The sequence below is a fragment of the Noviherbaspirillum agri genome, from assembly GCF_054780595.1.
Genome location: NZ_BAAGWA010000001.1, coordinates 320,681 through 342,970 on the forward strand (window position 1 = coordinate 320,681; position 22,290 = coordinate 342,970).

The 22,290-nt window shown below is 60.9% G+C and carries 21 protein-coding genes; 11 read left to right on the forward strand and 10 right to left on the reverse strand.

The features are described from left to right. Positions 1-227: 227 nt before the first annotated feature. Entirely contained in the window at positions 228-662 is a 435-nt protein-coding gene (locus tag ACYVIA_RS01295; RefSeq protein WP_460837123.1) for a hypothetical protein, read from the forward strand. Between the two features lie 202 nt (positions 663-864). Further along, entirely contained in the window at positions 865-1,419 is a 555-nt protein-coding gene (locus tag ACYVIA_RS01300) for a cysteine hydrolase family protein (RefSeq protein ID WP_460837125.1), read from the forward strand. A 139-nt stretch (positions 1,420-1,558) separates the two neighbouring features. On the opposite strand, the gene ACYVIA_RS01305 is transcribed toward ACYVIA_RS01300, so the two are convergent. Continuing rightward, positions 1,559-2,113, reverse strand: coding sequence for an aspartate carbamoyltransferase (locus tag ACYVIA_RS01305; protein WP_460837128.1), 555 nt, complete (start codon positions 2,111-2,113; stop codon positions 1,559-1,561). 72 nt (positions 2,114-2,185) lie between these two features. Between ACYVIA_RS01305 and ACYVIA_RS01310 the strand changes: the two genes are divergently transcribed. From ACYVIA_RS01310 to ACYVIA_RS01325, 4 genes are all read left to right on the forward strand, one after another. Continuing rightward, the gene (locus ACYVIA_RS01310) at positions 2,186-2,818 is read left to right on the forward strand and encodes a Crp/Fnr family transcriptional regulator (protein ID WP_460837130.1); all 633 of its coding nucleotides are present in this window, start codon (positions 2,186-2,188) and stop codon (positions 2,816-2,818) included. A 359-nt stretch (positions 2,819-3,177) separates the two neighbouring features. After that, positions 3,178-3,561, forward strand: coding sequence for a response regulator (locus ACYVIA_RS01315; protein WP_460837131.1), 384 nt, complete (start codon positions 3,178-3,180; stop codon positions 3,559-3,561). 65 nt (positions 3,562-3,626) lie between these two features. Continuing rightward, on the forward strand, positions 3,627-5,348 hold the full coding sequence (locus tag ACYVIA_RS01320; RefSeq protein WP_460837133.1) for a putative bifunctional diguanylate cyclase/phosphodiesterase: 1,722 nt from the start codon (positions 3,627-3,629) through the stop codon (positions 5,346-5,348). Between the two features lie 203 nt (positions 5,349-5,551). Further along, the gene (locus ACYVIA_RS01325; RefSeq protein ID WP_460837134.1) at positions 5,552-7,276 is read left to right on the forward strand and encodes a methyl-accepting chemotaxis protein; all 1,725 of its coding nucleotides are present in this window, start codon (positions 5,552-5,554) and stop codon (positions 7,274-7,276) included. Positions 7,277-7,383: 107 nt separating this feature from the next. Here the strand turns inward: ACYVIA_RS01325 and ACYVIA_RS01330 are convergent, their stop codons facing one another. From ACYVIA_RS01330 to ctaD, 8 genes are all read right to left on the reverse strand, one after another. Then, positions 7,384-7,899 (reverse strand): hypothetical protein, encoded by a 516-nt coding sequence (locus ACYVIA_RS01330; RefSeq protein WP_460837136.1) that lies wholly within the window; start codon positions 7,897-7,899, stop codon positions 7,384-7,386. A gap of 62 nt (positions 7,900-7,961) precedes the next feature. Beyond that, the gene (locus ACYVIA_RS01335) at positions 7,962-8,603 is read right to left on the reverse strand and encodes an SCO family protein (RefSeq protein WP_460837138.1); all 642 of its coding nucleotides are present in this window, start codon (positions 8,601-8,603) and stop codon (positions 7,962-7,964) included. 22 nt (positions 8,604-8,625) lie between these two features. Next, on the reverse strand, positions 8,626-9,222 hold the full coding sequence (locus ACYVIA_RS01340) for a c-type cytochrome (protein WP_460837140.1): 597 nt from the start codon (positions 9,220-9,222) through the stop codon (positions 8,626-8,628). Positions 9,223-9,245: 23 nt separating this feature from the next. Continuing rightward, positions 9,246-9,839 (reverse strand): cbb3-type cytochrome c oxidase subunit II, encoded by a 594-nt coding sequence (locus tag ACYVIA_RS01345; protein ID WP_460837141.1) that lies wholly within the window; start codon positions 9,837-9,839, stop codon positions 9,246-9,248. Next, positions 9,824-11,506, reverse strand: a complete 1,683-nt coding sequence (locus ACYVIA_RS01350) for a cbb3-type cytochrome c oxidase subunit I (protein WP_460837143.1) — start codon at positions 11,504-11,506, stop codon at positions 9,824-9,826. Before ACYVIA_RS01350 ends, ACYVIA_RS01345 begins: the two co-directional genes overlap by 16 nt. 503 nt (positions 11,507-12,009) lie before the next feature. Next, positions 12,010-12,225 (reverse strand): hypothetical protein, encoded by a 216-nt coding sequence (locus tag ACYVIA_RS01355; RefSeq protein ID WP_460837144.1) that lies wholly within the window; start codon positions 12,223-12,225, stop codon positions 12,010-12,012. Between the two features lie 262 nt (positions 12,226-12,487). Then, the gene (locus tag ACYVIA_RS01360) at positions 12,488-12,949 is read right to left on the reverse strand and encodes a DUF2244 domain-containing protein (RefSeq protein ID WP_460837145.1); all 462 of its coding nucleotides are present in this window, start codon (positions 12,947-12,949) and stop codon (positions 12,488-12,490) included. 25 nt (positions 12,950-12,974) lie between these two features. Continuing rightward, positions 12,975-14,579: a cytochrome c oxidase subunit I gene (gene ctaD / locus ACYVIA_RS01365; protein ID WP_460837147.1), complete on the reverse strand. Its 1,605-nt coding sequence runs from the start codon at positions 14,577-14,579 to the stop codon at positions 12,975-12,977. On the opposite strand from ctaD, the gene ACYVIA_RS01370 reads away from it, so the two are divergent. The 3 genes from ACYVIA_RS01370 to ACYVIA_RS01380 all read left to right on the forward strand — a co-directional run bounded on the left by ACYVIA_RS01370 (position 14,535) and on the right by ACYVIA_RS01380 (position 17,549). Further along, positions 14,535-14,867 (forward strand): hypothetical protein, encoded by a 333-nt coding sequence (locus ACYVIA_RS01370; RefSeq protein WP_460837148.1) that lies wholly within the window; start codon positions 14,535-14,537, stop codon positions 14,865-14,867. The two genes, ctaD and ACYVIA_RS01370, sit on opposite strands and share 45 nt — an antisense overlap. After that, positions 14,846-16,024, forward strand: a complete 1,179-nt coding sequence (locus tag ACYVIA_RS01375) for a patatin-like phospholipase family protein (RefSeq protein WP_460837150.1) — start codon at positions 14,846-14,848, stop codon at positions 16,022-16,024. Before ACYVIA_RS01370 ends, ACYVIA_RS01375 begins: the two co-directional genes overlap by 22 nt. A 217-nt stretch (positions 16,025-16,241) precedes the next feature. Then, entirely contained in the window at positions 16,242-17,549 is a 1,308-nt protein-coding gene (locus ACYVIA_RS01380; RefSeq protein WP_460837151.1) for a cytochrome P450, read from the forward strand. Between the two features lie 126 nt (positions 17,550-17,675). Here ACYVIA_RS01380 and ACYVIA_RS01385 read toward each other — a convergent pair whose 3' ends face one another. Continuing rightward, positions 17,676-18,215, reverse strand: a complete 540-nt coding sequence (locus ACYVIA_RS01385) for a DUF2231 domain-containing protein (protein WP_460837153.1) — start codon at positions 18,213-18,215, stop codon at positions 17,676-17,678. Positions 18,216-18,615: 400 nt separating this feature from the next. Between ACYVIA_RS01385 and ACYVIA_RS01390 the strand changes: the two genes are divergently transcribed. Together ACYVIA_RS01390 and ACYVIA_RS01395 are read left to right on the forward strand one after the other, a co-directional pair. Next, a complete protein-coding gene (locus ACYVIA_RS01390; RefSeq protein WP_460837154.1) occupies positions 18,616-20,640 on the forward strand; it encodes a DUF4142 domain-containing protein in 2,025 nt (674 codons plus the stop codon). A gap of 299 nt (positions 20,641-20,939) precedes the next feature. Further along, on the forward strand, positions 20,940-22,244 hold the full coding sequence (locus ACYVIA_RS01395; protein ID WP_460837155.1) for an NAD(P)/FAD-dependent oxidoreductase: 1,305 nt from the start codon (positions 20,940-20,942) through the stop codon (positions 22,242-22,244). Positions 22,245-22,290: the final 46 nt, after the last annotated feature.

Below are 22,290 nucleotides of genomic sequence, written 5' to 3' on the forward strand. Positions count from 1 at the left end.
AGTGCGCATTGCGGCGTTGCGTCGCTTGCTCAAGGGGCCACCTTGAGCGGCGCGCCGCGCCTTGCACTGCATCCCTTCTCGCTCGAACGCGCATGCCAAAAAGATACTGAACAGGCTCTTAAAGAGCTGTACCAGGCGAAGACCTCCGCTGGAAGAGATCGCAACCCAACCTATACGACATATTTCCCGGTAACATCGCGCTAAACCAATCCTGCAAGGAGGAGTCCATGGCTTTTGTTAGAACCATTCTGTTGACGGGCGCGACCGCTTGCCTAACGCACGCAGCACTGGCGCAAAGCATCGTAGTCCCGTCACGCGCGGAGCTGGAAGCCATGGGGGCGAAACCGCTATCCTCTGAAGAGTTAAAAAAACTCCTGACCAACAATACCCTCTACCATGTCGTCCCGAAGAACGGTTTTCGTGTACCACTTCTGTATCTCCCGGACGGGACTAGATATGTGAGGATCAGGGGGCAAGAACATAAGAGCACATGGCGCATTGAGCGTGATATGGTCTGCGAATACAGCGTCGTCCTGAAGAAGGATGTCTGCAGGTCTTTGTACAAAGCGGATGGCATTGGTGCAGTATGTGATGAAGGTGCAAGCAATTGCGACTTTGGTCTCGACTGGGCACAGGGAAACCCCGAAAAACTCGGTATGTGATAGTTGAGTGAGTCCGCAATCCCGTTCGATTTCGGACCGCGCACTGGCGTAAACTACGTTGCCAAGCCCTGCGATTTCCCGCGAGTTCTGCTCGCAACGTCTCACTGGTGCTCTCACATTTACCATCGCCTCGTTATCGTGATCGCATGATCGACGTGGCAACATGCCGGTAGACTCCCTTTACCCTCCATTGGAAACAGCAATGACCCGCAGCGCCGTCCTACTCATGGATCTTCAAAAAGATTTCCTTGGTGCAGAGGGCAGTCGAATGCCTGTGGAGCCAACTAGTGTTGACCCAATCATCAACACTGCAAATGCCATCCTCAGCAAGGAAATTCTCGAAGATGCGCTGCCTGTTCTGATCGTCAATCGCTTTCCCGCAACGGACCGCATCGGAAATATGCTTCGTAAAGGCGCAGCGGTTGCGGGAACGCCAGGTGCAGAATTTGACGACCGAGTCAGGAACGATGACGCATACAGGGTATTTGCAAAATCGAGCCCAAGTGCATTCACCAACCCGGAACTCGACCGCTATCTTCAGACGGAGAAAGTTACTGATCTCTATGTAATGGGAGTGTATGCAGAGGGCTGTGTACGATCCACGGTTCTAGATGCGCGACGTCGCGGCTACGTTGTGCATGTTCTGGCTAACGCAGTTGCCAGCAACGCGTCGTGGAAGAAGCGATTCGGGCTGTGGGCAATGAAGCGGGCCGGTGCCAACGTCATCCATTCACTATCCGGACAGCCAACGTTCTGATCCGTCGATGTATTGGCTTCACGCGAGATGCTCTGTAGATCCGCGTCGTAGCGCGGAAAAGCGAAGCGCCTTCCGCCGCATGTGCTATCGAGTCACCAGCTCTACCGCATTTCCGGCCTGCCGAGCTGGTAACAGTCAGTTAATGAGCCTCATGCTCTTCGACGGCATCCTTGCCATGGTCAGAAAGCTGGGCGTCAAACCACCTGTGCAACGCGGCCACCAAGACGGTCTCTTTCGTTTTGTAAGTCAGCTGCGCTCCACCCTTAACGTCCTTGTAGGCGATGTCGAGTTGCCCAGGCTTGGCTTGCGTTAATTCACGCAGGCCGGGCATGTCTTGACCATGGATGTGGCTCGGGCCTGAGAAGTCTCCCTTCAAAAACTGTTCTCGGATTTCCTGCAAGTGCTGCCGGATCAGTGTGACTTGGGCAGCATCGGACGAATTCTTCGCCACTACACGCTGAACTCCCCCTTCCGCACTCTTGGTGAAGATATGGGTCGTGGCTGGCAAGCTGAAGGGCATTACATCTTTGCTCCGCTGCGAAACCTCCGCTTGCCGTTGTGTATCAGACAACCTTTCCGTGTGAGCCGCATGGTTCGTTCTGGAGTGGCCCATCATCGACGGGTCCATATTCTGGGCTTGTGCGAAGGCGATCAAAGCAGAAAAAATGAAAGGAATGACGATTAATTTGCGCATGCTTGTTCTCCGGTTACGTTGCCGCATAAATGCTAGGACTAGCGGCGATCCAAGAGATATGATTCGGATCATATGAGCAAAGATAAAAATATTCTTGACTGGAACGCCCTTGTCGGGATGCAGGCATCAGCTGCTCTTGTCCCCAAAGATCTTCGAGAAGTAGCAACGCAGGTCCAGTCGGATTCCCGTGGAACGCTCTTTCGGACTGGTGACCAGGTTCGCCATATCTATCTGGTAATTCGCGGGGAAGCGCGTCTCGTTCGATTGGAGTGTCGTGGCGGTGAAGTCATATTGCAGCGCTCTCGCGGTGGATTCATCGCCGAAGCCAGCCTTGACAGCAAGACTTACCACTGTGACGCGGTCACTGCCGAGCCTACGACGTTGTTGCTGTTTCCTGTCGTAGCGTTCCGCGCAGCGTTGGAGAATGACCCCGCATTTTGTAAAGCATGGCAGTCACAACTTGCCAAAGAAGTCCGCAGGCTCCGCGCACGGTGTGAGAGGTTGAGCTTGCATAACGCAGCTGACCGTATCACGCACTACATAGAGTCAGAGGGAGAGGACGGAGTAGTAACACTCAAGCAGTCGCGCAAATCATGGGCTGCCGAACTTGGACTGACCCACGAGGCTCTTTACCGTGCACTCAGGCGGATGCAGGATGACGGGGCGCTATCAATAGAAGGCAATCGGTTCATCCGTAAACCTTGAACTTTCAAGGTGACACCGTAGGCATTGTCCACGTTCGCTGCACTGCAGGCGTTCATCAAATCCGACCGACCGTCCCCAAGTTTCAGAGACAAGTGAACAGAATCCGTAAAAGCGCAGATAAAGCCGCAGCGGACCCAGATTTGAATGGCAGTTCCCGCCGCAACGCATTGATTTTGCAACTGTCCGTGTGCAGCACCAGACGAGTTGCGGCACCGCCCCAGGATGAACCCTCCCCGGGTGGGAATTCTCCTACCACGCTTTCCACTCTTCCCACGTCACATTAAGCCTGCGCCGATTTCGTTTTTTTCGGCAAGGCAACATCATCTAGCCATGGAAGTGAGGCTGGATTAATTGCAGTAATGAAAATCTTTCTTGTCGAAGACAGCGAAGTCATCCTCGGGCATCTGCGCGGCGTCGTGGCGGAGATGGCCGGCGCTGAAGTGCTGGCGGAAGCGAATAGCGAAGATGCGGCAATTGCGGGCATCGCCGCGTTGCGTCCCGATGTCGCAATCCTGGACCTGACGCTCGCGAGTGGTAGCGGCATCGAGGTCCTGCGGCAGGTCAAGCAGCGGCAGCCGGACGTGAAGGTGGTCGTGCTGACCAACCGCAGCGAGGAGCCGTATCGCAGGAAGTGCATGGGACTGGGTGCCGACCTTTTTCTCGACAAGTCGCGTGATTTCGAGCGCCTGAAGCAGTGCCTGGTCACCCTGGGGGTGGCCGGGCCCGCGACTGCGCATTGCTGAGGGCCGGGATTTTTTGCCGGTGCAGTGGCGCCGGCTTGCAACCACGAACGTATCGAAAGCGGGAAATGCATACCAACAAGACACTGCGCGTTCTCTTCGTGGAAGACTCCGAGGATGACATGGAGCTTCTCCTCAATACGCTCGGCGGCGAGTTTGCCGACATCGTGCACGAGCGGGTCGAAACCGGTGCCACGCTGCGCCATGCACTGCTGCAGCAGTGGTGGGACGTGATCATCTGCGACCACACTCTGCCGTCGCTGGATGCGCCGTCCGCCTTGCGCATCGCCCAGGAGAACGGCAGCGATACGCCGTTCATCGTCGTGTCGGGCTCCATCACTGACGACATGGCGGTCGCCATGATGATGGCCGGCGCGGCCGACATGATCGGCAAGGACCACCTCAACCGGCTGGTGCCGGCCGTCAGGCGCGAGCTGCTGAAATCCTCGACCATCTCCAACCTGCGCGAGGAGCGCGAGCACCTGCGGCAGATGGCCTATACCGATGCGCTGACCGGCTTGCCGAACCGGGAATTCCTTGCGGAGAGAATGCTGCAGCTGACCGCCGCTCCGGATGCGGCCGAGACGCTGGTGCTCATGGTTGTCAATATCAGCCGTTTCTCGCTGGTGACCCGCACGCTTGGCATGGAAGCCGCCGAGCAGGCGCTGCGCCTGGTGGGTGAACGGCTGAGCAGCAGCGTCGGCGCACACGGGCTGGTGGCCAGTCTCGGCGGCGACCGGTTCGCCGTGCTGCTGGCGGACATCCGTACCGGCGCGGAACCGGCGGATGTCATCGAGCGGATGAACGAGGAAGTGGCGCGGCCGCTGCCGATTGCCGGGCATGAACTGTTCCTGACGCATCGCATCGGGCTGAGCGTCTATCCGCGCGACGGGCGGGACTTCCACCGGCTGGTGGTCAATGCCGAGATCGCGATGAGCCATGTGCCTGCCGGCGGCGCATGCAACCATCACTTCTTTGCGCCGGGCATGAGCGAAGACGGACAGGATCGCTTGCGCCTCGAGCACGCGCTGCACCGGGCGCTCAAGCAGGATGAATTCGTGCTGCATTACCAGCCGCAATACGATGCGCGCAACGGCCGCCTTGTCGGTGTCGAGGCGCTGCTGCGCTGGCAGCCGCCGGGCGGCGCGCCGGTGTCGCCAGGCGCCTTCATTCCGGTGCTGGAAGAAACCGGCCTCATCGTGCCGGTCGGCGAGTGGGTGCTGCGCACCGCCTGCCTGCAGAACCTGCAGTGGCAGCAGGCAGGCCATGCGCCGATCCGGGTCGCGGTCAACCTGTCCGCGGTGCAGTTCCGCCAGGCCGAACTGGTGCCCATGGTGCGGCGGGTGCTGGTCGAGACTGGGCTGGATCCGCGCTTCCTGGAGCTGGAGATCACCGAGAACATTGCGTTGAACAACGAGGAAGCGGTGATCGGGACGCTGTCCGAGCTGCGCGGCCTGGGCATCAGCCTGGCGATCGACGATTTCGGCACCGGTTATTCCAGCCTCAGCTATCTGCGTCACTTTCCGGTGAATAAGCTCAAGATCGATCGTTCCTTCGTCAAGGACATCACCGAACAGGAGCCGGACAGCCCGATCGTCAAGGCGATCGTCTCGCTCGCGCACAACCTCGGTCTGGACGTGATCGGCGAAGGCGTGGAGACGCCGCGACAGGAGGCTTTCCTGCGCGCATGCGGCTGCATGGAAATGCAGGGCTTCCTGTTCAGCGTGCCGCTGCCGGCTCGGCAGGTTGAAAATCTGCTCCAGAAGGCGGAAGGCAACGTGACGGTATGAATATTCTGTTAATTCGGTGTTGCGCCGATGAATATTCGATCTTGAAAGTGTTCTATTTTTTAGAATTTGTTTCTGTATAGCAATATAATGCGGGTCCGCCGCGGCATATGTGCCGGCCAGCGTGGCCGGTCGCGGTGTTCGCCAAGCTCGGACTGCAATCTCTGCTTGATGCATCGTTTCCTAAATTTTTCTAGCCTTTCACTATGAAATTCCAAAACCTGCGCATTGGCGCAAAGCTCTGGTTGTCGGTTTTCCTTTTCATCGTTGCGGTGTTCTCCGTGGTCGGGTTTTCCGGCTGGCGATCGTCGCAATGGCAGGCGAAAGGCGACGCATTGACCGCGGTGAGCAATGCGAAGGTACGCGCCGTGACGCAATGGTCCGGACTGGCCGAGACCGTGACCGCCCGCACGCAGGCCTCGGTACTGGCCAATAATCCGGATGTCGACGCCATCTTCAAGGAAGCCAACAGTGCCGACCAGGCCCGGATCACCGAGTTGCAGAAGAGCCTCGAGGACATGCAGCTGGCGGATGACGAGCGCCGGCAGATGGAAAAGGTGGCGAGCGAACGCAAGATAGCGATCCAGCACCTGACAAAACTGCGGGAATTGCGCGCGAACGGCGATGCCGAGGGCGCACGCGCCGTCTTCGACCGCGATTTCAATCCGGCGCTGAAGACCTACCTGCAGTCGCTGCGCGACTTCGTGAGCATGCAGGAAGCCAATGCCGAGACGGTGCGCACGCAGCTGTCGGAAGCGCGCCTGAACACGGTGAAGATGGCCGCAGGACTGGTGGCCCTGATCGTGCTGTGCGTGATCGGCGGCTCCGGCGCGCTGATCCGCTCGATCCGCGAGCCGCTGCAGCATGCAGTCGACGTCGCGAATAGGATCGCGCAGGGCGACCTGACCACCCGCCTGGACACGGACCGTAAGGATGAATTCGGCGACATGATGCGCGCCCTCATGAAGATGAATGCCGAATTGAGCAAGGTGGTCGGTCAGGTGCGCGGCGGCGCGGAAAGCGTGGTCACCGCGTCGCGCGAGATCGCCGCCGGCAACATGGATCTGTCCTCACGTACCGAACAGCAGGCCAGCTCGCTGGAGGAAACCGCGTCGTCGATGGAGGAACTGACCTCGACCGTCAAGCAGAACGCCGACAACGCGCGCCAGGCCAACCAGCTGGCCGGCTCGGCGTCCGAAGTCGCGACCAAGGGCGGCATGGTGGTGTCGCAGGTGGTTGACACGATGAGCGCGATCAACGATTCGTCGCGGAAGATCGTCGACATCATCGGCGTCATCGACGGCATCGCATTCCAGACCAACATCCTGGCATTGAATGCGGCGGTAGAAGCCGCCCGCGCCGGCGAGCAGGGCCGCGGCTTTGCGGTGGTCGCCTCCGAGGTGCGCAGCCTGGCCCAGCGTTCGGCCGCGGCAGCCAAGGAAATCAAGGCACTGATCGACGATTCCGTGGACAAGGTGGATACCGGCGCCAAGCTGGTGGACCAGGCCGGCGCAACGATGCAGGAAATCGTCGACAGCATCCGCCGCGTGACCGACATCATGGGCGAGATCGCCGCCGCCAGCGCCGAACAGACCGCCGGCATCGAGCAGGTCAACCAGGCGATTACGCAGATGGATCAGGTCACGCAGCAGAATGCCGCGCTGGTGGAGGAGGCCGCATCCGCCGCGGCATCCATGCAGGAACAAGCCAGCCACCTCGCCGACGCCGTCAGCATCTTCAAGCTGGACGGGGCGACGACAGTGAGAGCAGCCGCGCCCGCAGCAACGGCACCCGCCCGGCGCGAGCCGAAAATCGGGAGCCCGGCAACCCCGAGCACCTTGCCCAAGGCCGGCAACACCGTTGCCGCACCCGCTCCGCGCCAGATTGCGGGCACGCGGCCGGTGACCGGTGACGACTGGGAAGAGTTCTAGACTGACGGCAGTCGGACTTGCGCAAGGTGTGAACTGATTGCAGTCAGTTCACACCGTCGCTGGTTTGCGATTAATGCTTCGTTCAAGCGGATGTTCGTGCAATCGCGTCATCGATTCCGTTTGTAAAACAAATACCAAAGCACGGGAACAGTCAGGGCAATGATGACAAGGCCGACACCGGCATGCTGTTGGTCGTCCTGAAGGTAGGCATTGCAGAGGCGAACCGGGGCGTCCTGGTAAAGCAGCCCCACGACAGCCGTCATCGACGAGAAATTACCGACGAAGAACAGCTGGATCACGGTATTTGCGCGTGCCAGCGACAGCGGGAGAAAAAATCCCGCAAGAACGAGTGTAAGGAACTTCGCTTGTTCTACCGACGATGATGCAGTCGCGTCGTCGAGCGCTTTGGGGATCATCCAGTAGGCGGATACGAGCAGGAAAACAGACAAGCCGGAAAGCCCGTTTTCATTGAAGGCGGCGAAACGGCGTCCGGTTTCCTGGCTGGCAGCAGTACGGCAGAAGCATCCCAATAAAAAGCCTCCGGCAACCAGCATCGGGATCTGCACGAGCATGTGCCGAGCCATCGTCAGCTCAAGAGGCTGCCGTGCCGCCATGGCGAGCATGACCAATGCCATGCCGGCGATTGCCGGCACAAGGCCTTGCCGGCGCAGAAGCAATGCCGTCATCACATCGCACCTCCATCGCCATCAACGGCCCCGGGCAGTACGGCCAGCGCATGTGCCAACGCGTCTTCGAGCTGATCGTAGTCGACGATGCGCATCAATCGCCCCTCCGGTGAAACGATATGGAATGCCGCATTGTGTTCAAACTCGCCCAGCGGGGCTGGAATGACCGTGATGCCGCTTGCAGCCAGTAACCGGTCTCTTTCTGCGTCATTGGTAAAGCGCGCGACTTGCCAGATTGTTTGGTCCGCATGCATGCGCTGGGCATACTCCTGCAGCGCGCCCAGATCATCGCGGTGGTCGAAGCTGATTGCCAGAAGACGGATCCGGGTGTGCAGGCCGCGTGCCCGGATGGCGTCCTGCAGTTGCTGGAATTGCGATCCAAGGACGGAGCAGACGCTGTTGCATCTCGCATAAAAGAACACCATGATGGTCGCCCGGGTGTCCTCCCGCAGGGACGTGGCCAGCGAGACGGTGCGCCCGTCCGCGTGTTCCAGCATGGCGTCGGGCAGCGCCAGGGGGCGCTCTGCGATACTGAGCCGGCGCGCATCTTCCGTGGTAAATGCACGAAAACCCGCTGTCAGATCCCAGCCTGCCGCCACGCCCATGACGGACACCAGTACGATTGCAATCAGCGTTTTCACAGGTCGCTTTGCCAGTGCGGGGTCATTTCCGGCTGCTCAGGTCTTCGTCCCCGTTCCATGGAGACTTGCGGTCCTTGCTGGCCTCGCGTGCGGCCTTCACGATCGATGCATCGATCTTGCCGGCGGCATTGCCGAAGCTCGTGCGGATATGGCTCAGCACCGCGGCGATTTCGGCATCGCCCAGTTTTTCTCCGAATGCCGGCATGGCCCCGTTGTAGCTCGTGCCGTTGACGGTGAGCTTGCCGGATATGCCATGCAGCAGGATGTCGGCCAGCAGAGCCTCCTTGCCCAACACCCATTCCGATGCCGCCAAGGGAGGGAAGACGCCGGGCAAACCGGCGCCGCTCGCCTGATGGCACGCAGCGCACTGTGCGGCATAAATCTGCGCACCGTCCACGGCGCCGGCAGCGCTTCCCGCAGTGGCAAGCAAATCCGCGTGCGTGCGGTTGTCGCCGAGCGCGGGTGCATCGTCGGGTTGCGCAGTGAAGATGTAGCCGACGGCCCATAACAGCGCAAGGCTGACGAGGGCGATGACCCTGCGGGGAATCGGCGTGCTGCTTTCATGCGGGTCCGGGTTCTCGCGTTTCTGCGCGTCGAGTTGTTGACTATGCTCGATCATGTGTTTTCCTTGCAGTACGTTTCTTACTTGGCCACGGCAGAAGCCGTCAGCGCGGGATAGGTATGGTCGAGCCCGAGCAGGTACGCCACCATGTCAAGCGCTTCCGGCTTTGCCACCACGACCTTTCCTGCCGGCGCGACGCCCGGCGGCAATGCAAGAACCTTGTCGCCGCTATCGGCTTTGTCCTTGATGTCGAAAAGATAGGGATAGGAAGGCATGATGCTGCCTTGTACATAAGCCCGTGGCTGGTAGAGATGGCCGAGATGCCAGTCGGCGCTCGGCTGCCGCGCACCGATATTGAAGAGGTCCGGGCCGGTGCGCATCGTGCCGAGCAGATGCGGACTGTCATAGACGTAATCCGCCGCCACCGAGGCGCGTCCCCAACCACGCTGGAAGTCGGGCGCCTGGGCCTTGTCGCGCGGCTGCTGCGAATGGCAGTAGAGGCAGCCGTTGCGGATGTATTCCTCGCGCCCGCGCAATTGCGCCGATGTGTAAGCCTTCAGGCCTGCCGCCGGCTTCACGTCGGACAGTTGCAGGTACGGCACCACGACCAGTACCGACGTGGCGAGAGCCAATGTCACCATTGCGCCCGATAACAGTTTCAGTTCGTTTTCCATGCGTATTCCTGTGGCAGCGAAGGAGTGGGGGCAGGCGTGTGCAGCAGCGCGGCGCCGACACGGCGCGGGCCATGGCGCAGCGCCATCGCGATAAAGTGAACGGCAAACACGACATGGCCGAGGGTCATGAGCGCTCCGCCCACCGAGCGGCTCTGCAGGTACGGCAGCGTGACGGCCACTGAATCCATGAACGGCCGCGCCGCATCAAGCATGGCGGTGCCTTGCAGCCAGCCGCCGATCGTCAGGCCGACGACATAGATCGAGAAACCGGCAACGACCAGCCAGAAGTGGGCGGCGATCAGTTTCGGATAAGGCCATTCCCAGGACATCACGCGCGGCATCAGGAAATAGATCGCACCAAACATCACCATGCTGAAGAAGCCGTACAGCCCGAGGTGCGCATGGGCGACCGTGTAATGCGTGAAATGCGTCACCGTATTGACGGTGCGCAGGGCTTCCAGCGAACCCTGGATCGAGCTGACGGTGTACATCATCCCGCCAAGGACGACAAAGCGCAGCGTCGGCGAGTACAGCAGGGTCTTGAAGTGCCCGCGCATGGTCAGGTGCTGGTTGACCGAAAACGAAATGACCGGGATGACCATCATCACGCTTTGCACGATCGATAACGTGATTAGCCAGCCGGGCACCGGACCACCGATCAGGTGATGTCCGCCGACCTGTCCGTAGAAGAACGCGAGCGTCCAGAAGCCGAGCAGCGACAGGTTGTAGGACTGGACCGGACGGCCGATGACCTTGGGCAGGAAGTAATACACCGCCGCAAGCGCCATCGGCGTGTAGAACAGGCCGAGTACGTTATGGCCGAACCACCAGTTCATCGTGGCTTGCTCGACGCCGATATGCAGCCCCGGGACATTGCCGATCAAGAACAGCGTCGGGAACCAGAACAGTGCTGCGCCCATGTACCAGATCGATACATAAAGGTGCTCGACACGCCGGTTCTGCAGCGTGAACACCAACGGAAGCGCCACGAGCAATCCTCCGATCACCAGCAGGATATCCACCTGCCACGGTATTTCGAGCCACTCCATGCCGTCGTTCAGGCCTACCGCAATGCAGCCAAGCCCGGCAATCAGTCCCGCATTCCAGATCATCGCCCCGAGCACCGCGAAACGCGCGCCGATCAGCGGCGTCTTCAGCAGGCGCGGAAGCATCCAGGTGGCGACGCCGAGCGCGGCCATCGGTGCCCAGCCATAGGCCACCGCATTCAAATGGATCGTGCGTATGCGGCCGAATGTCAGCCAGGCCTGGTTCACCAGCCAGTCGGGTTCGTGCAGCTTGATGGAGCTGACCAGTCCTGCCGCGGAAGCAACCAGCAGCCAGACGACGGCGCAGGACAGGAATACGAACGCGACAAATGCGGTCGATTTGTCGGCGGCGACGCGCTCCTTTAATTCACGCAGGAGGACGCTGTCGCTGATCTCCCCGGGGGGCGCTTTGCCGGGCGGTGTGGCGGCCTGCTGCAGGCCCGCGCGCTGGGCAGGCTCCGCAGCAGGGTCTTCCACGTGCCCGATCTCGCCGGGAGAAAAGATCACATTGGCCGCCGAAGGACTTTCATCGAATAGTTTTTTCCTCAACGACCAGATGAAAAAGAACAATCCGATGATGGACAGGACAAAAGAGGACAGCAGTATGTTGACAGTATCCATAGACAGAATGAAAAGGTGGGCGGGAAGGACGGACGTCCTCGCCTGGATGAACTTCTATTTACTTGATCTGTGTTATTTGAAAAGACAGATAAGTGTGATACGGAAACGAATTATAAGATTTATTGTAAATAATTGTTTGAAACGTGTTCGTGCACATCCTCCACCCTGGAAGTGAGCGGATGTCAGGAAACTCGAACCCGGCAGAAGCGGCCAGGGATCAGCCGTATCGAACAGTGTGGCGTTGGGGGAGCGGGCTCGGACGGAGAACGTCGGGCGAAAGAGCATCCCGCCAACGCGATGGGGAATGGCTATCTGTGCAGAGCGTCTTGTGAAGTGAAGACAGGGAATGGCTCAAGTGTGAGCCTCAAAAGTACTGACACTAGGCCGTGTTTGACAAGCTACTGCGCGACCCGGATTGATGTCTGCGGTGCTCGGCGTACCAGTCGTACGCGTGCGCTCCTCGACACCACTCCGAACCGCTCGCTACGCTTGTCATACACAGCCTAGCGCGGCAGCGCGCTTTCAAACTTCTCTTCTTCCTCGGGAAGAAGGGAATGGGCGATGTAGATGATGTGGGGGTCGCCGGATGTCGTGGCGCCGCAGTGGGGGCAGGTAATGACGCCACGGGTCACTGCCGCCAGGCCTTCCCGGAAGCGGTTCAGCTGGAACGGCCTGTGGCATGCAGCAGCATGGCAACGGATGACAGTGGGACCCGGCATATTTCGACCGCCAATCTAGAGAAACCTGAACTTTTTCTTCAGTACGGCGATTGTATCCTCAAGTTAATCCGGCTAGTGCTGCCGAAATGAACGCTGAAACGGACACCCGAAAACGCGCCGGAAAACATGCCGACTCAAGGCACAGACTGCGTTTCCAGGATGGTGTGTTGAACGAACGGGGGAGCGTCGTCCAGTGGGGGAGGCGAGGTTTCGACCCCATTAAATTCTGCGGGCGGTGTATGGACGCCGCATGGACGCAACGCTAACCGGCGGCGGGCGGTGCGCGGCTGCTGTGCAGCTCTTGCCGCAGTTCTTGTGCAAACTGTCTGCGGCGCGCCTCCGTGACAAAGCCGCCGACCTCGACCTTGACGCCGCGCGCCTCAAGGGCGATCAATTCCCGCGCATGCCTGGGCAAGGCAATGCGCGTCCAATACGGATCAAGCCGGACCTGCCGGGTTTCTCCGGCCAGGACCTGTTCCACCAGCAGGCAATCGTCCATCAAGGCGATGCGCTCGTGATCGGTCGCATGCCGCGCATAGTGCAGGAAGGCGAGGGCGACGGCGACCATTTCCAGGATGGTGAAGGCGAACACATGCCATGCACCCAGCGCCATGAACGCGGCGGCAACCGCGAACGACAAGATGAACAAAACCGCATAGGCCATCGCCAGCTGGCATGGAGAAAGAGAGCAGTTCCGCTTCAGGTTCCATTCATGCCTGCACATGTCATGCCTCGCACTGTACGGTCGCTCACTTGAGGATGGGCGGCGTCTCGAAGGTATGGAAGGGAGCGGGGCTCGGCACGGTCCATTCCAGGCCTTCCGCGCCTTCCCAGGGTTTTGCCGGCGCGGGCTTGCCGCCCCTGATGACGGGCAGCAGCACGGCGAACAGGAAGTAGACCTGCGCCAGCCCGAACACGAATGCCGATACCGACGCAATCATGTTGAAGTCGGTGAACTGCGCCGGATAGTCCGCATAGCGCCGCGGCATGCCGGCCAGCCCGAGGAAGTGCATCGGGAAGAACGCGACATTGAAGGAAATCAGCGTCACCCAGAAATGGATCTGTCCGTTCCGCTCGTTGTACATGAAGCCGGTCCACTTCGGTGCCCAGTAATAGAAGCCGGCAAACAGTGCAAACAGCGAGCCGGCCACCAGCACGTAATGGAAATGCGCGATCACGTAATAGGTGTCCTGCACCTGGATATCAATGGGGGCTACGGCCAGGATCAGGCCGGAAAAACCGCCGATGGTGAAGACGAGGATGAAACCCACCGCAAACAGCATCGGCGTTTCGAAACTCAGCGCGCCTTTCCACATCGTCGCGACCCAGTTGAACACCTTCACGCCGGTGGGAACCGAGATCAGCATCGTTGCGTACATGAAGAACAGCTGCGCGGTGACCGGCATGCCGGTGGTGAACATGTGGTGGGCCCAGACGATGAAGGACAGGATCGCAATCGATGCGGTCGCGTACACCATCGACGCATAACCGAACAGCGGCTTGCGCGAGAAGGCGGGGATGATCTGGGAAATGATGCCGAAGGCCGGCAGGATCATGATGTACACCTCGGGATGGCCAAAGAACCAGAAGATGTGCTGGAACATCACCGGGTCGCCGCCGCCGGCCGCATTGAAGAAGGATGTGCCGAAATGCCGGTCCGCGAGCAGCATCGTCACCGCGCTGGCGAGCACCGGCATCACTGCGATCAGCAGGTAGGCGGTAATCAGCCAGGTCCAGCAGAACATCGGCATCTTCATCAGCGTCATGCCGGGTGCGCGCATATTGAGGATGGTCGTGATGATGTTGATCGCGCCCATGATGGAAGACGCGCCCATGATGTGGATCGCAAAGATCGCAAAGTCCATCCCCATGCCCATCTGCGTGGACAGCGGCGGGTACAGCGTCCAGCCTGCGGCTGCCGCGCCACCGCCGACGAAGAAGGAACCGATCAGCAGGATCGCAGCCGGCGGCAGCAGCCAGAACGAGAAGTTGTTCATGCGCGCGAACGCCATGTCGGAGGCGCCGACCTGCAACGGGATCATCCAGTTGGCGAAGCCGACGAAGGCCGGCATGATCGCGCCGAACACCATGATCAAGCCGTGCATGGAGACGAACTGGTTGTACAGCTCCGGCTGGAACAGTTGCAGCCCGGGCTGGAACAGCTCGGCACGGATCAGCAGCGCCAGCACGCCGCCGGACATGAACATCACGAACGAGAACCACAGATACAAGGTGCCGATGTCCTTGTGGTTGGTTGCGTAGAGCCAACGTTGCCAGCCATGCGGGTGCGCATGTCCATGGTCGTGCGCATGACCATGACCATGGGGATGCCCTGCGGTCGTAACGGTATCCATCTGACGCTCCCGGAATGTGGCGAAAGTGGCGGCGAATCCGCACAAGCGGACCCGATTCAGCTTCGGCAGATTTTTTCGGACAGCATTGCAGGCGCCGGTTTGACGCTGCTCAAACGCGCGCCGCAAAAAGATGCAGCGATTCTTGCTTCCTTTCCGGTTCCTGTTGCCTGCATTGTTCGGCTCCATGCTGCAACTTGGCAGGTGCAATGGAGTCAGCGGCCAATGAAGTCAGCGGCTATTTCCGCACGGGATTCAGAGGATATGCAATGGCAAAAAAGGTCGTGGTGATATTGCAGGGCGGCGGTGCGCTGGGTGCGTTCCAGTGCGGCGCGTGGAAGGTGCTGGCACCGTTTATCCGGGATAACGGATTCGAGCTGGCGGCGGTGGTCGGGGCATCGATCGGCGCCATCAACGCCGGTGTGATCGTGCGTCATTGCAAGGACGAGGATGGCGGCGCGGGTGCGCTCGAGGCATTCTGGCGGTGCACGCTTGCGACGCCGCCTGCAGCTTTTCTGCCACTGCCGGGCGAATACGCGCGGGCATGGAACGGTTTGCTGACCAGTCTCCTGCTTGGCAACCGCGCGCTGTTTACTCCTGCCTATCAGAACTGGAATCCGGTCGGCGAGATGTTTCGTTTCCACATGCCGATGTACCTGACGCGGAACGCAACCGACACCATGGCACGCACAGTGGGTACATACCGCGAATATCAGCCGCTGCTTGCAGTGTGCGCAACAGACGTGCAAAGCGGTGATGCGGTGCTGTTCGACAGCGCGCGCGGTGCGGTCACGCCGGAGATGTTTTCCGCCAGCATTGCCATTCCCATCCTGTTCTCTCCAGTCGAGATTGACGGCCGCTACTACTGGGATGGGGAGATGCGCAGCAATGGTCTGCTGCCCGACGTCATGGCGCTGGTCCGCAATACCTTGCCGCTGGAGGAGGACGACGACTTCCTGTTCATCATGGTGGACATGTTTCGCATGGAAGCGCAGCGCCTGCCGACCAGCACGCTGCAGTCGCAGTACCGCTTCCTGAACATTATTCTTGGCGGCAAGCTGAAGAATGACTTGCGTGCGTCGGAAACGGACGACGCGCACCTGCGGGCCATGCAGCGCTTGAAGACGCTGTCCGACGGCGAGGCACGGTCGCCGCTCTCCGTGGCAGTGGATGAGGAATACCGCCGCACGCTTGCCCGGCGCCCGGCGCAAATGGCGTTCATGCAAATCGGCCGCACGCCGTTTGCGTATGAGCACATCTCGCGTGACTTCGACTATTCGCCGCACTACATCGAGCGCCTGATGCAGCAGGGCTGCGAGTCGGCAAACAACGCCATCGATGCTTACCAGAAACGCACCAGCATGCCGGAAGACTTCTGGCTCGGCTTGCAGGGCAAGCCCGCATCAAGAATCAATGGCATGGGAAGAAAAGCGCCACGGCTCGTGTGACCAAGTGTCAGCCAGGGATGCTGAACTTTAGGTGCATTGTGCTATCGCATGATGATGCGGCGCCATGTTCGCCCCGTTCGTTGTGCAGCCCCGTTGTACAGCCCTGTTGTACGGCCCTGTTGTACGGCCCTGTTGTGCAGCCCATTCTGAAGCGCCGAGGATGCCTGCGATACCAACCGCTTATGTCCGCTTATGCCCGCTTATGCTCGCTTCTGCCATGAACCCGATTCCACATGAAAAGACGGCCGACAGCACGTTTGCGCTGCTGCACGACGGCTACACCTTCATTTCCAGGCGCTGTGCGCAGCTGCAAACCGACGTCTTCGAGACCCGCCTGATGTTGCGCAAGGCGATCTGCGCCATGGGCGAGGAGGCATCGGAAATGTTTTTCCATCCGGGCCGCTTTACCCGCGTGAAGGCATTGCCACCCAACGCGCTGGTGCTGCTGCAGGATTTTGGCAGCGTGCAACTGCTCGATGGCGCGGCACATCACTGGCGCAAGCGGATGTTCATGTCCCTGATGACGCCGGAGCGCCTGCAGCAGATGACGACGATCCTGAAAGATCGGTGGCTGGCACGCATCAACAAGTGGACGGATATGGGAGAAATGACGCTGCACGAGGAAATGGAACGCCTGCTGTGCAGCGCAGTGTGCCAATGGGCCGGCGTGACGCTGACGGAGGCGGCCGTGCGCCAGCGCGCCGACGAGTTTGCCGCGATGATCGACGGCGCCGGTTCCGTCGGACTGCGCAACTGGCGCGGCCTGCTGCTGCGCCGGCATACCGAGGTCTGGGTGCGCAGCATCATAGATGGTGTGCGCGCAGGGCACATGAGCGTGCCGGAGAACAGCCCGATCCACGTGATCGCCTGGCACCGGGATGAGAACGGGCATTTGCTCGATACGAGGGTGGCCGGGGTGGAACTGACGAACCTGTTACGGCCGACCGTTGCGGTCGCGCGCTACGTGACGTTTGCGGCGCTCGCGCTGCACCAGTATCCGGAATGCAGGGAAAAGCTGGAGGACCGCGAAGAGGATTACCTCGGATGGTTTGTGCACGAGGTGCGGCGCTTCTATCCCTTCTTCCCGATGCTCGGCGGGCGCGTGCTGGAAGAATTCGACTGGCGCGGCATGCACTTCGCACGCGGCACGTGGGTGCTGCTCGACCTGTACGGTACCAACCACGACCCGCGTATCTGGGGCGATCCGGAAGTGTTCCGGCCCGAGCGTTTCCGCGGATGGAAACGCAGCCCGTTCAACTTCATTCCGCAGGGCGGCGGCGATTTCGAGCTCGGCCATCGCTGTGCCGGGGAATGGCTCACGATCGAGGTGATGAAAACCGCGGTGCGGCTGCTCGTGTCGGCAATGGAATACGACGTGCCGCAGCAGGACTTGCAAGTCGACCTGGCGCGGATGCCGGCCATACCGGCGAGCCGGTTCGTGATGAGCCGCGTGCGGCGCAGGCCGGTCAGCACGGACGTGTCCGGTGTCTATCGCAGCCATAACAACGCGCACGCAGCCTGGTAAGGCCTTGGCGCAGGCTTGCCGCGACGTCTTGGCAGGCTGTTGAAAAACTATTGCGCCGACCGAACCTGCAGCATCGGCCTGATCCGCGTGCTGCAGTTTCGGAGCAGGCTGCTTGCCGACGGATGATCAGTGCAGCGTCGGCCCGCGCGACGGCATGAACTTCTCGGCTTCCAGCATCGCCTTTTCGAGGCGCGCATCGCCGGGCAGCTTGTGCTCCGGCGCAGCTTCGACCGGGCTGACGCCGCGCACGCGCATGCCCTGTTCATACACCATGCGTCCGCCGAACCAGCCGGATACCAGCACGCCGATCGCGGCAAGCGCCGAGGCGACGATCGAACCGCCATGGTGCTCCGGCGTGCGACGCCTTGCCAGCACGTTGGCCGTGGTCAATGCCAGCACGCCGCTGTTGAGCGCGGCGTGCAGGTTGGCGGTGCGCTTGACCTCGGTATCCGCCTCGATCGACAGGTAATCCGCCGCACCCGCTGCTGCGGCAGCAACGCCGCCAATCAGTCCACCCACCATGCTGTAGTAGGCGGCATTCGCATACGACTCCTTGCCGGTGGAACGATGCATGGCGTCAAGAATGAAGCCGAAAGGAATCAGCGCAGCAGGGGCGACGACGAGTATCGGGTGCAGCGGGTGACCGGCAAGGGTGGATTTGGGCATCGCATTCTCCTTTTTACCTAGTGAAATACCTCTAAGTCTCCATTTGCTGTGTTGAGGTTCCCATCGTCTTTCTACCGTCACGGAGGCCCTGCCTGCAAGCGGCAGCCGCCCGATCCCGGGCCGCCATTTCCCGTTTGATTTAGCGCGAAGCAAAAGCAAGTTCCCGAAAAAGCCCGCACCGGTTTTGAGGGGCATCAAAACGAATAGACGGCGTTTATGGAACGAGGCAGTGCATAGGTGGCTCCTACTTCGTCCGACAGTTCAGTTCGTCCTCTTTACTGACGTTTCCTGCAGCCTGCGCACGCGCCATTCCATGGGCGCCGTCCCTATCCAGGCTTCCCCGTCCGGAATTCAAGCGTGCACGGGCAATGAACAACCTGCTTTGTACTGGAGTGATGCGATGAAGAAAAGAATCCTTGTAGCTTCCTGTATTGCCTTGCTGACAGCCTGCGGTGGTGGCGACGGAGACGACGACAATGTTGCAGTCGATACCGGCACGCCCGGCGCGGAGTCGCCTGGTGCAACCCCGACGACGCCAACAACGCCTGGTGCTACACCGACGACGCCAACAACGCCTGGTGCTACACCAACGACGCCTGGCGCTGAACCGAACGCCCCGGGCGCCGGTGTCGACAGCCAGACCTTCCTTGCGAGTGCGTACCAGCGGGGCGCAGGCGAGATTGCACTGTCGCAGCTCGCACTGCAACGGGCCAACGACGATGACGTGAAAGAGTTTGCACAAAGAATCATTGACCACCACACACAGGCCAATGCAGAGATCACGCAGCTGGCCGCGCAGGAGAATGTCACGTTGCCCTCGGGGCTTTCCGAGGAGTACAACACCGCCGTGGCGACCATGACGAACCTGAGCGGCGAAGAATTCGACCGCGCTTACATGGGGCATAACGTCACGGCACACCGGGCCATGCTCACTTTGTTCCGAGGACAGGCGTTCCCGGCAACAGCCAGCGGGACAGGCACGGGAACGGGTACTGGTACCGGCACTGGCACTGGTACAGGAACGGACACTGGTACAGGTACGGACACTGGTACAGGTACGGGCACTGGAACTGGAACTGGAACTGGAACTGGAACTGGAACGGATACCGGAACGGGCACTGGCACTGGTACTGGAACGGACACCGGAACAGGAACGGGGACCGGCACGGGTACAGGAACCGGTACCGGCACGGGCGGTACCACCGGCACGACGCCGGGCACGGCACCCGGATCGACACCGGCAGCACCAGGCACGACGCCGGCAGCCGGTACCGGTGCAACCGTCGATCCCGAGATCAGCGCGTTCGCCGCCAATGCCTTGCCCACACTGCAGACACATCTGCTCGTGGCAAAGATGATCCAGGGCATGATTGATTCGGATGCCTACGTCGTCAATGCCTATCTGGACGGACTGGCCGAGGTCCAGACGTCGACGCTGGCCTTGCAGAAGTCGACGAATCCCGAGGTGCGGGCGTTCGCACAGCGCATGATCGATGACCATGAGGACAGCAATGAGGATCTTGTCAGTCTCGCCGCCGACGAGAGCATCACGTTGCCGAGCCAGCTCCCGCCGGAACACCAGACTGTTCTGGACGACATCACGCGCATGTCGGGCGCAGACTTCGACAAGGCCTACATGAACCACAATGTGCTGGTGCATGAAGCAGCCGTGCAGCAGGCAAGGGAACAGGCGACCGATTCCTCCGACAGCGACATCCAACTATTCGCGATAAGAGTCCTTCCCGAACTGGTCGAGCACCGTGAGGATGCCGGCGACATCTACACTGCATTGCAGCCGAGCCTGCTGTTTGCTGCCTTCCAGGATGGCACGGGCGAGATCATGCTGTCGAAACTGGCGCTGCAGCAATCGACAAACACCAGCGTGCAACAGTACGCGCAGCAGATGATCACCGACCACACCGCTGTCAATGCCACGGTCACGCAGCTGGCGCAGTCGGAGAACATCGTGCTCCCGCGCGAAGTGGCTGCCGAACACCTGCTTGCCTATGTGGCCGGTGCACAGCTGACCGGCGCCGAGTTCGACGCCGCCTACATGCAGCACAACGTCGAGGTGCATACCAGAGCGGTGGATCGCTTCCGGACGGCCTCTACGTCCGAGCAGGATCCGGAGATCCGGGCCTTCGCAACGGCGACACGACCCACCTTGGAGGCGCACCTGCAATCGGCGACGCAGTTGCGGGACAGCCTTGGTACAGGAACAGGAACCACGCCACCGACCGGTACAACAACCCCGGTGACACCGCCAGCGACCGACACGACGACGCCGACCGATACGACGACGCCGACCGACACGACGACGCCAACCGGTACAACGACGCCCACAACACCGCCGGTAACCGACACGACGACGCCTGCGGAGTCCGACATTCCGGCACCGACGGAGCCGGCAACCACACCATCGTAAGCATCACCATGCCGCGCCCCGGAGATCCTCCCGGGCGCGGTTGTCGTACCGATGGGTAATCACATCGCTGCTCCCCACGAGAACAGCCAGCTTCATTGCGCAGCCGCCGTCTCGACATCGGCGCGCGCCGCGACAGGAACTAATCCCATCCCCGCGTATCCAGCCTGATAGGGCATGCAATTTCCGGCGTGCCAGGCATTCTCAACTCACAGAACGACGCCACATTGCTGCCGATGCCGCAGTGCTTACTGGCGTGCCTGATCAGATTCCCGATAACAACAAGCAGAAAGGAGCGGAACATGGATCCCGCCTCTCACAAGGTGGTCATTGTCGGCGGTGGCGCAGGCGGACTGGAGCTCGCCGCCAAGCTCGGCCGTCGCTTCGGACCCGCGCATGTCACGCTGGTGGACAGGCAGACGTATCACATCTGGAAGCCCTCGCTGCATGAGGTCGCTGCCGGCACGCTGGACGTGCACCGCGAGGGCCTGTCCTACGCGATGCTGGCGAAGGACAGCGGGTTTACCTTTATCCCCGGCGAGGTCGATGACATCGACCGGGGGCAAAAACTGATCCGGCTCGGGCCACTCGTCGAAGGCGGCGAGGAAATTCTGCCCAAGCGCACCGTGCGTTACGACACGCTGGTGCTTGCGATCGGCAGCAAGGCGAACTTCTTCGGCACGCCCGGTGCCGCCGAGCATGCCGTTGCGCTCGATTCCACCGAACAGGCCGAGCGCTTTCGCCTGAAGCTGCTGCGCGAGCTGTCGGAAGCGGACCGGCAGAAAGCCGGCAGTCCGGAGCGAGTGCTGAACCTGGCGATCGTCGGCGGCGGCGCCACCGGCGTGGAGCTCGCCGCAGAACTGACGGAAGCTTTTGTCGACCTTGCTTATTACGGCCTGACGCATCTTGACCCGAAGAAGGACATCCGCATCACGATCCTGGAAGGCGGTCCGCGCATCCTGCCGCCGCTGCCGGAGAAGCTGTCCGCTGCAGCGCACGGCCTGCTTGCCGCGCGCGGTGTGGCGGTCAGGACGTCGGTGCGCGTTGCGAAAGTGACCGGGGAGGCACTGTACGACGACAAGGGCAATCGCTATCCGGCGGACCTGTGCGTGTGGGCCGCGGGCATCGAAGCGCCCGCATTATTGGCGCAGCTCGGGCTGGAGACCAACCGCGTCAACCAGCTGGTGGTGGATGCATCGCTGCGCACGAACGACCCGGCCGTGTATGCATTCGGCGACTGTGCGGCCGCGCCCTGGGGCGACGAGGGCAAGACCCTGCCGGCACGCGCGCAGGTGGCGCACCAGCAGGCATCATTCCTCGTCCCGATGCTTGCCGAGCGCATACAGGGCAGGCCGGTGACGCCGCGGCGTTTCCAGTTCCATGACCGCGGCTCGCTGGTATCGATCGGCACCAGCCAGGGTGTCGGCAGCCTGATGGGTGTCCTGTCGGGAAGGAAGTTCTTTGTGCATGGCATCGTCGGGCGCCTGATGTACATGAGCCTGCACCTGCTGCACCACCAGGCATTCCTCGGCACGGCGCGCACCATGCTGCTCGCGCTCGCACGCCTCCTGATGCGTCGCGGCGAGCCGCGCGTGAAGCTGCATTGATCGTCATGGCGATCGTCACGACAAGTTACGACAGGTCACGACAAAT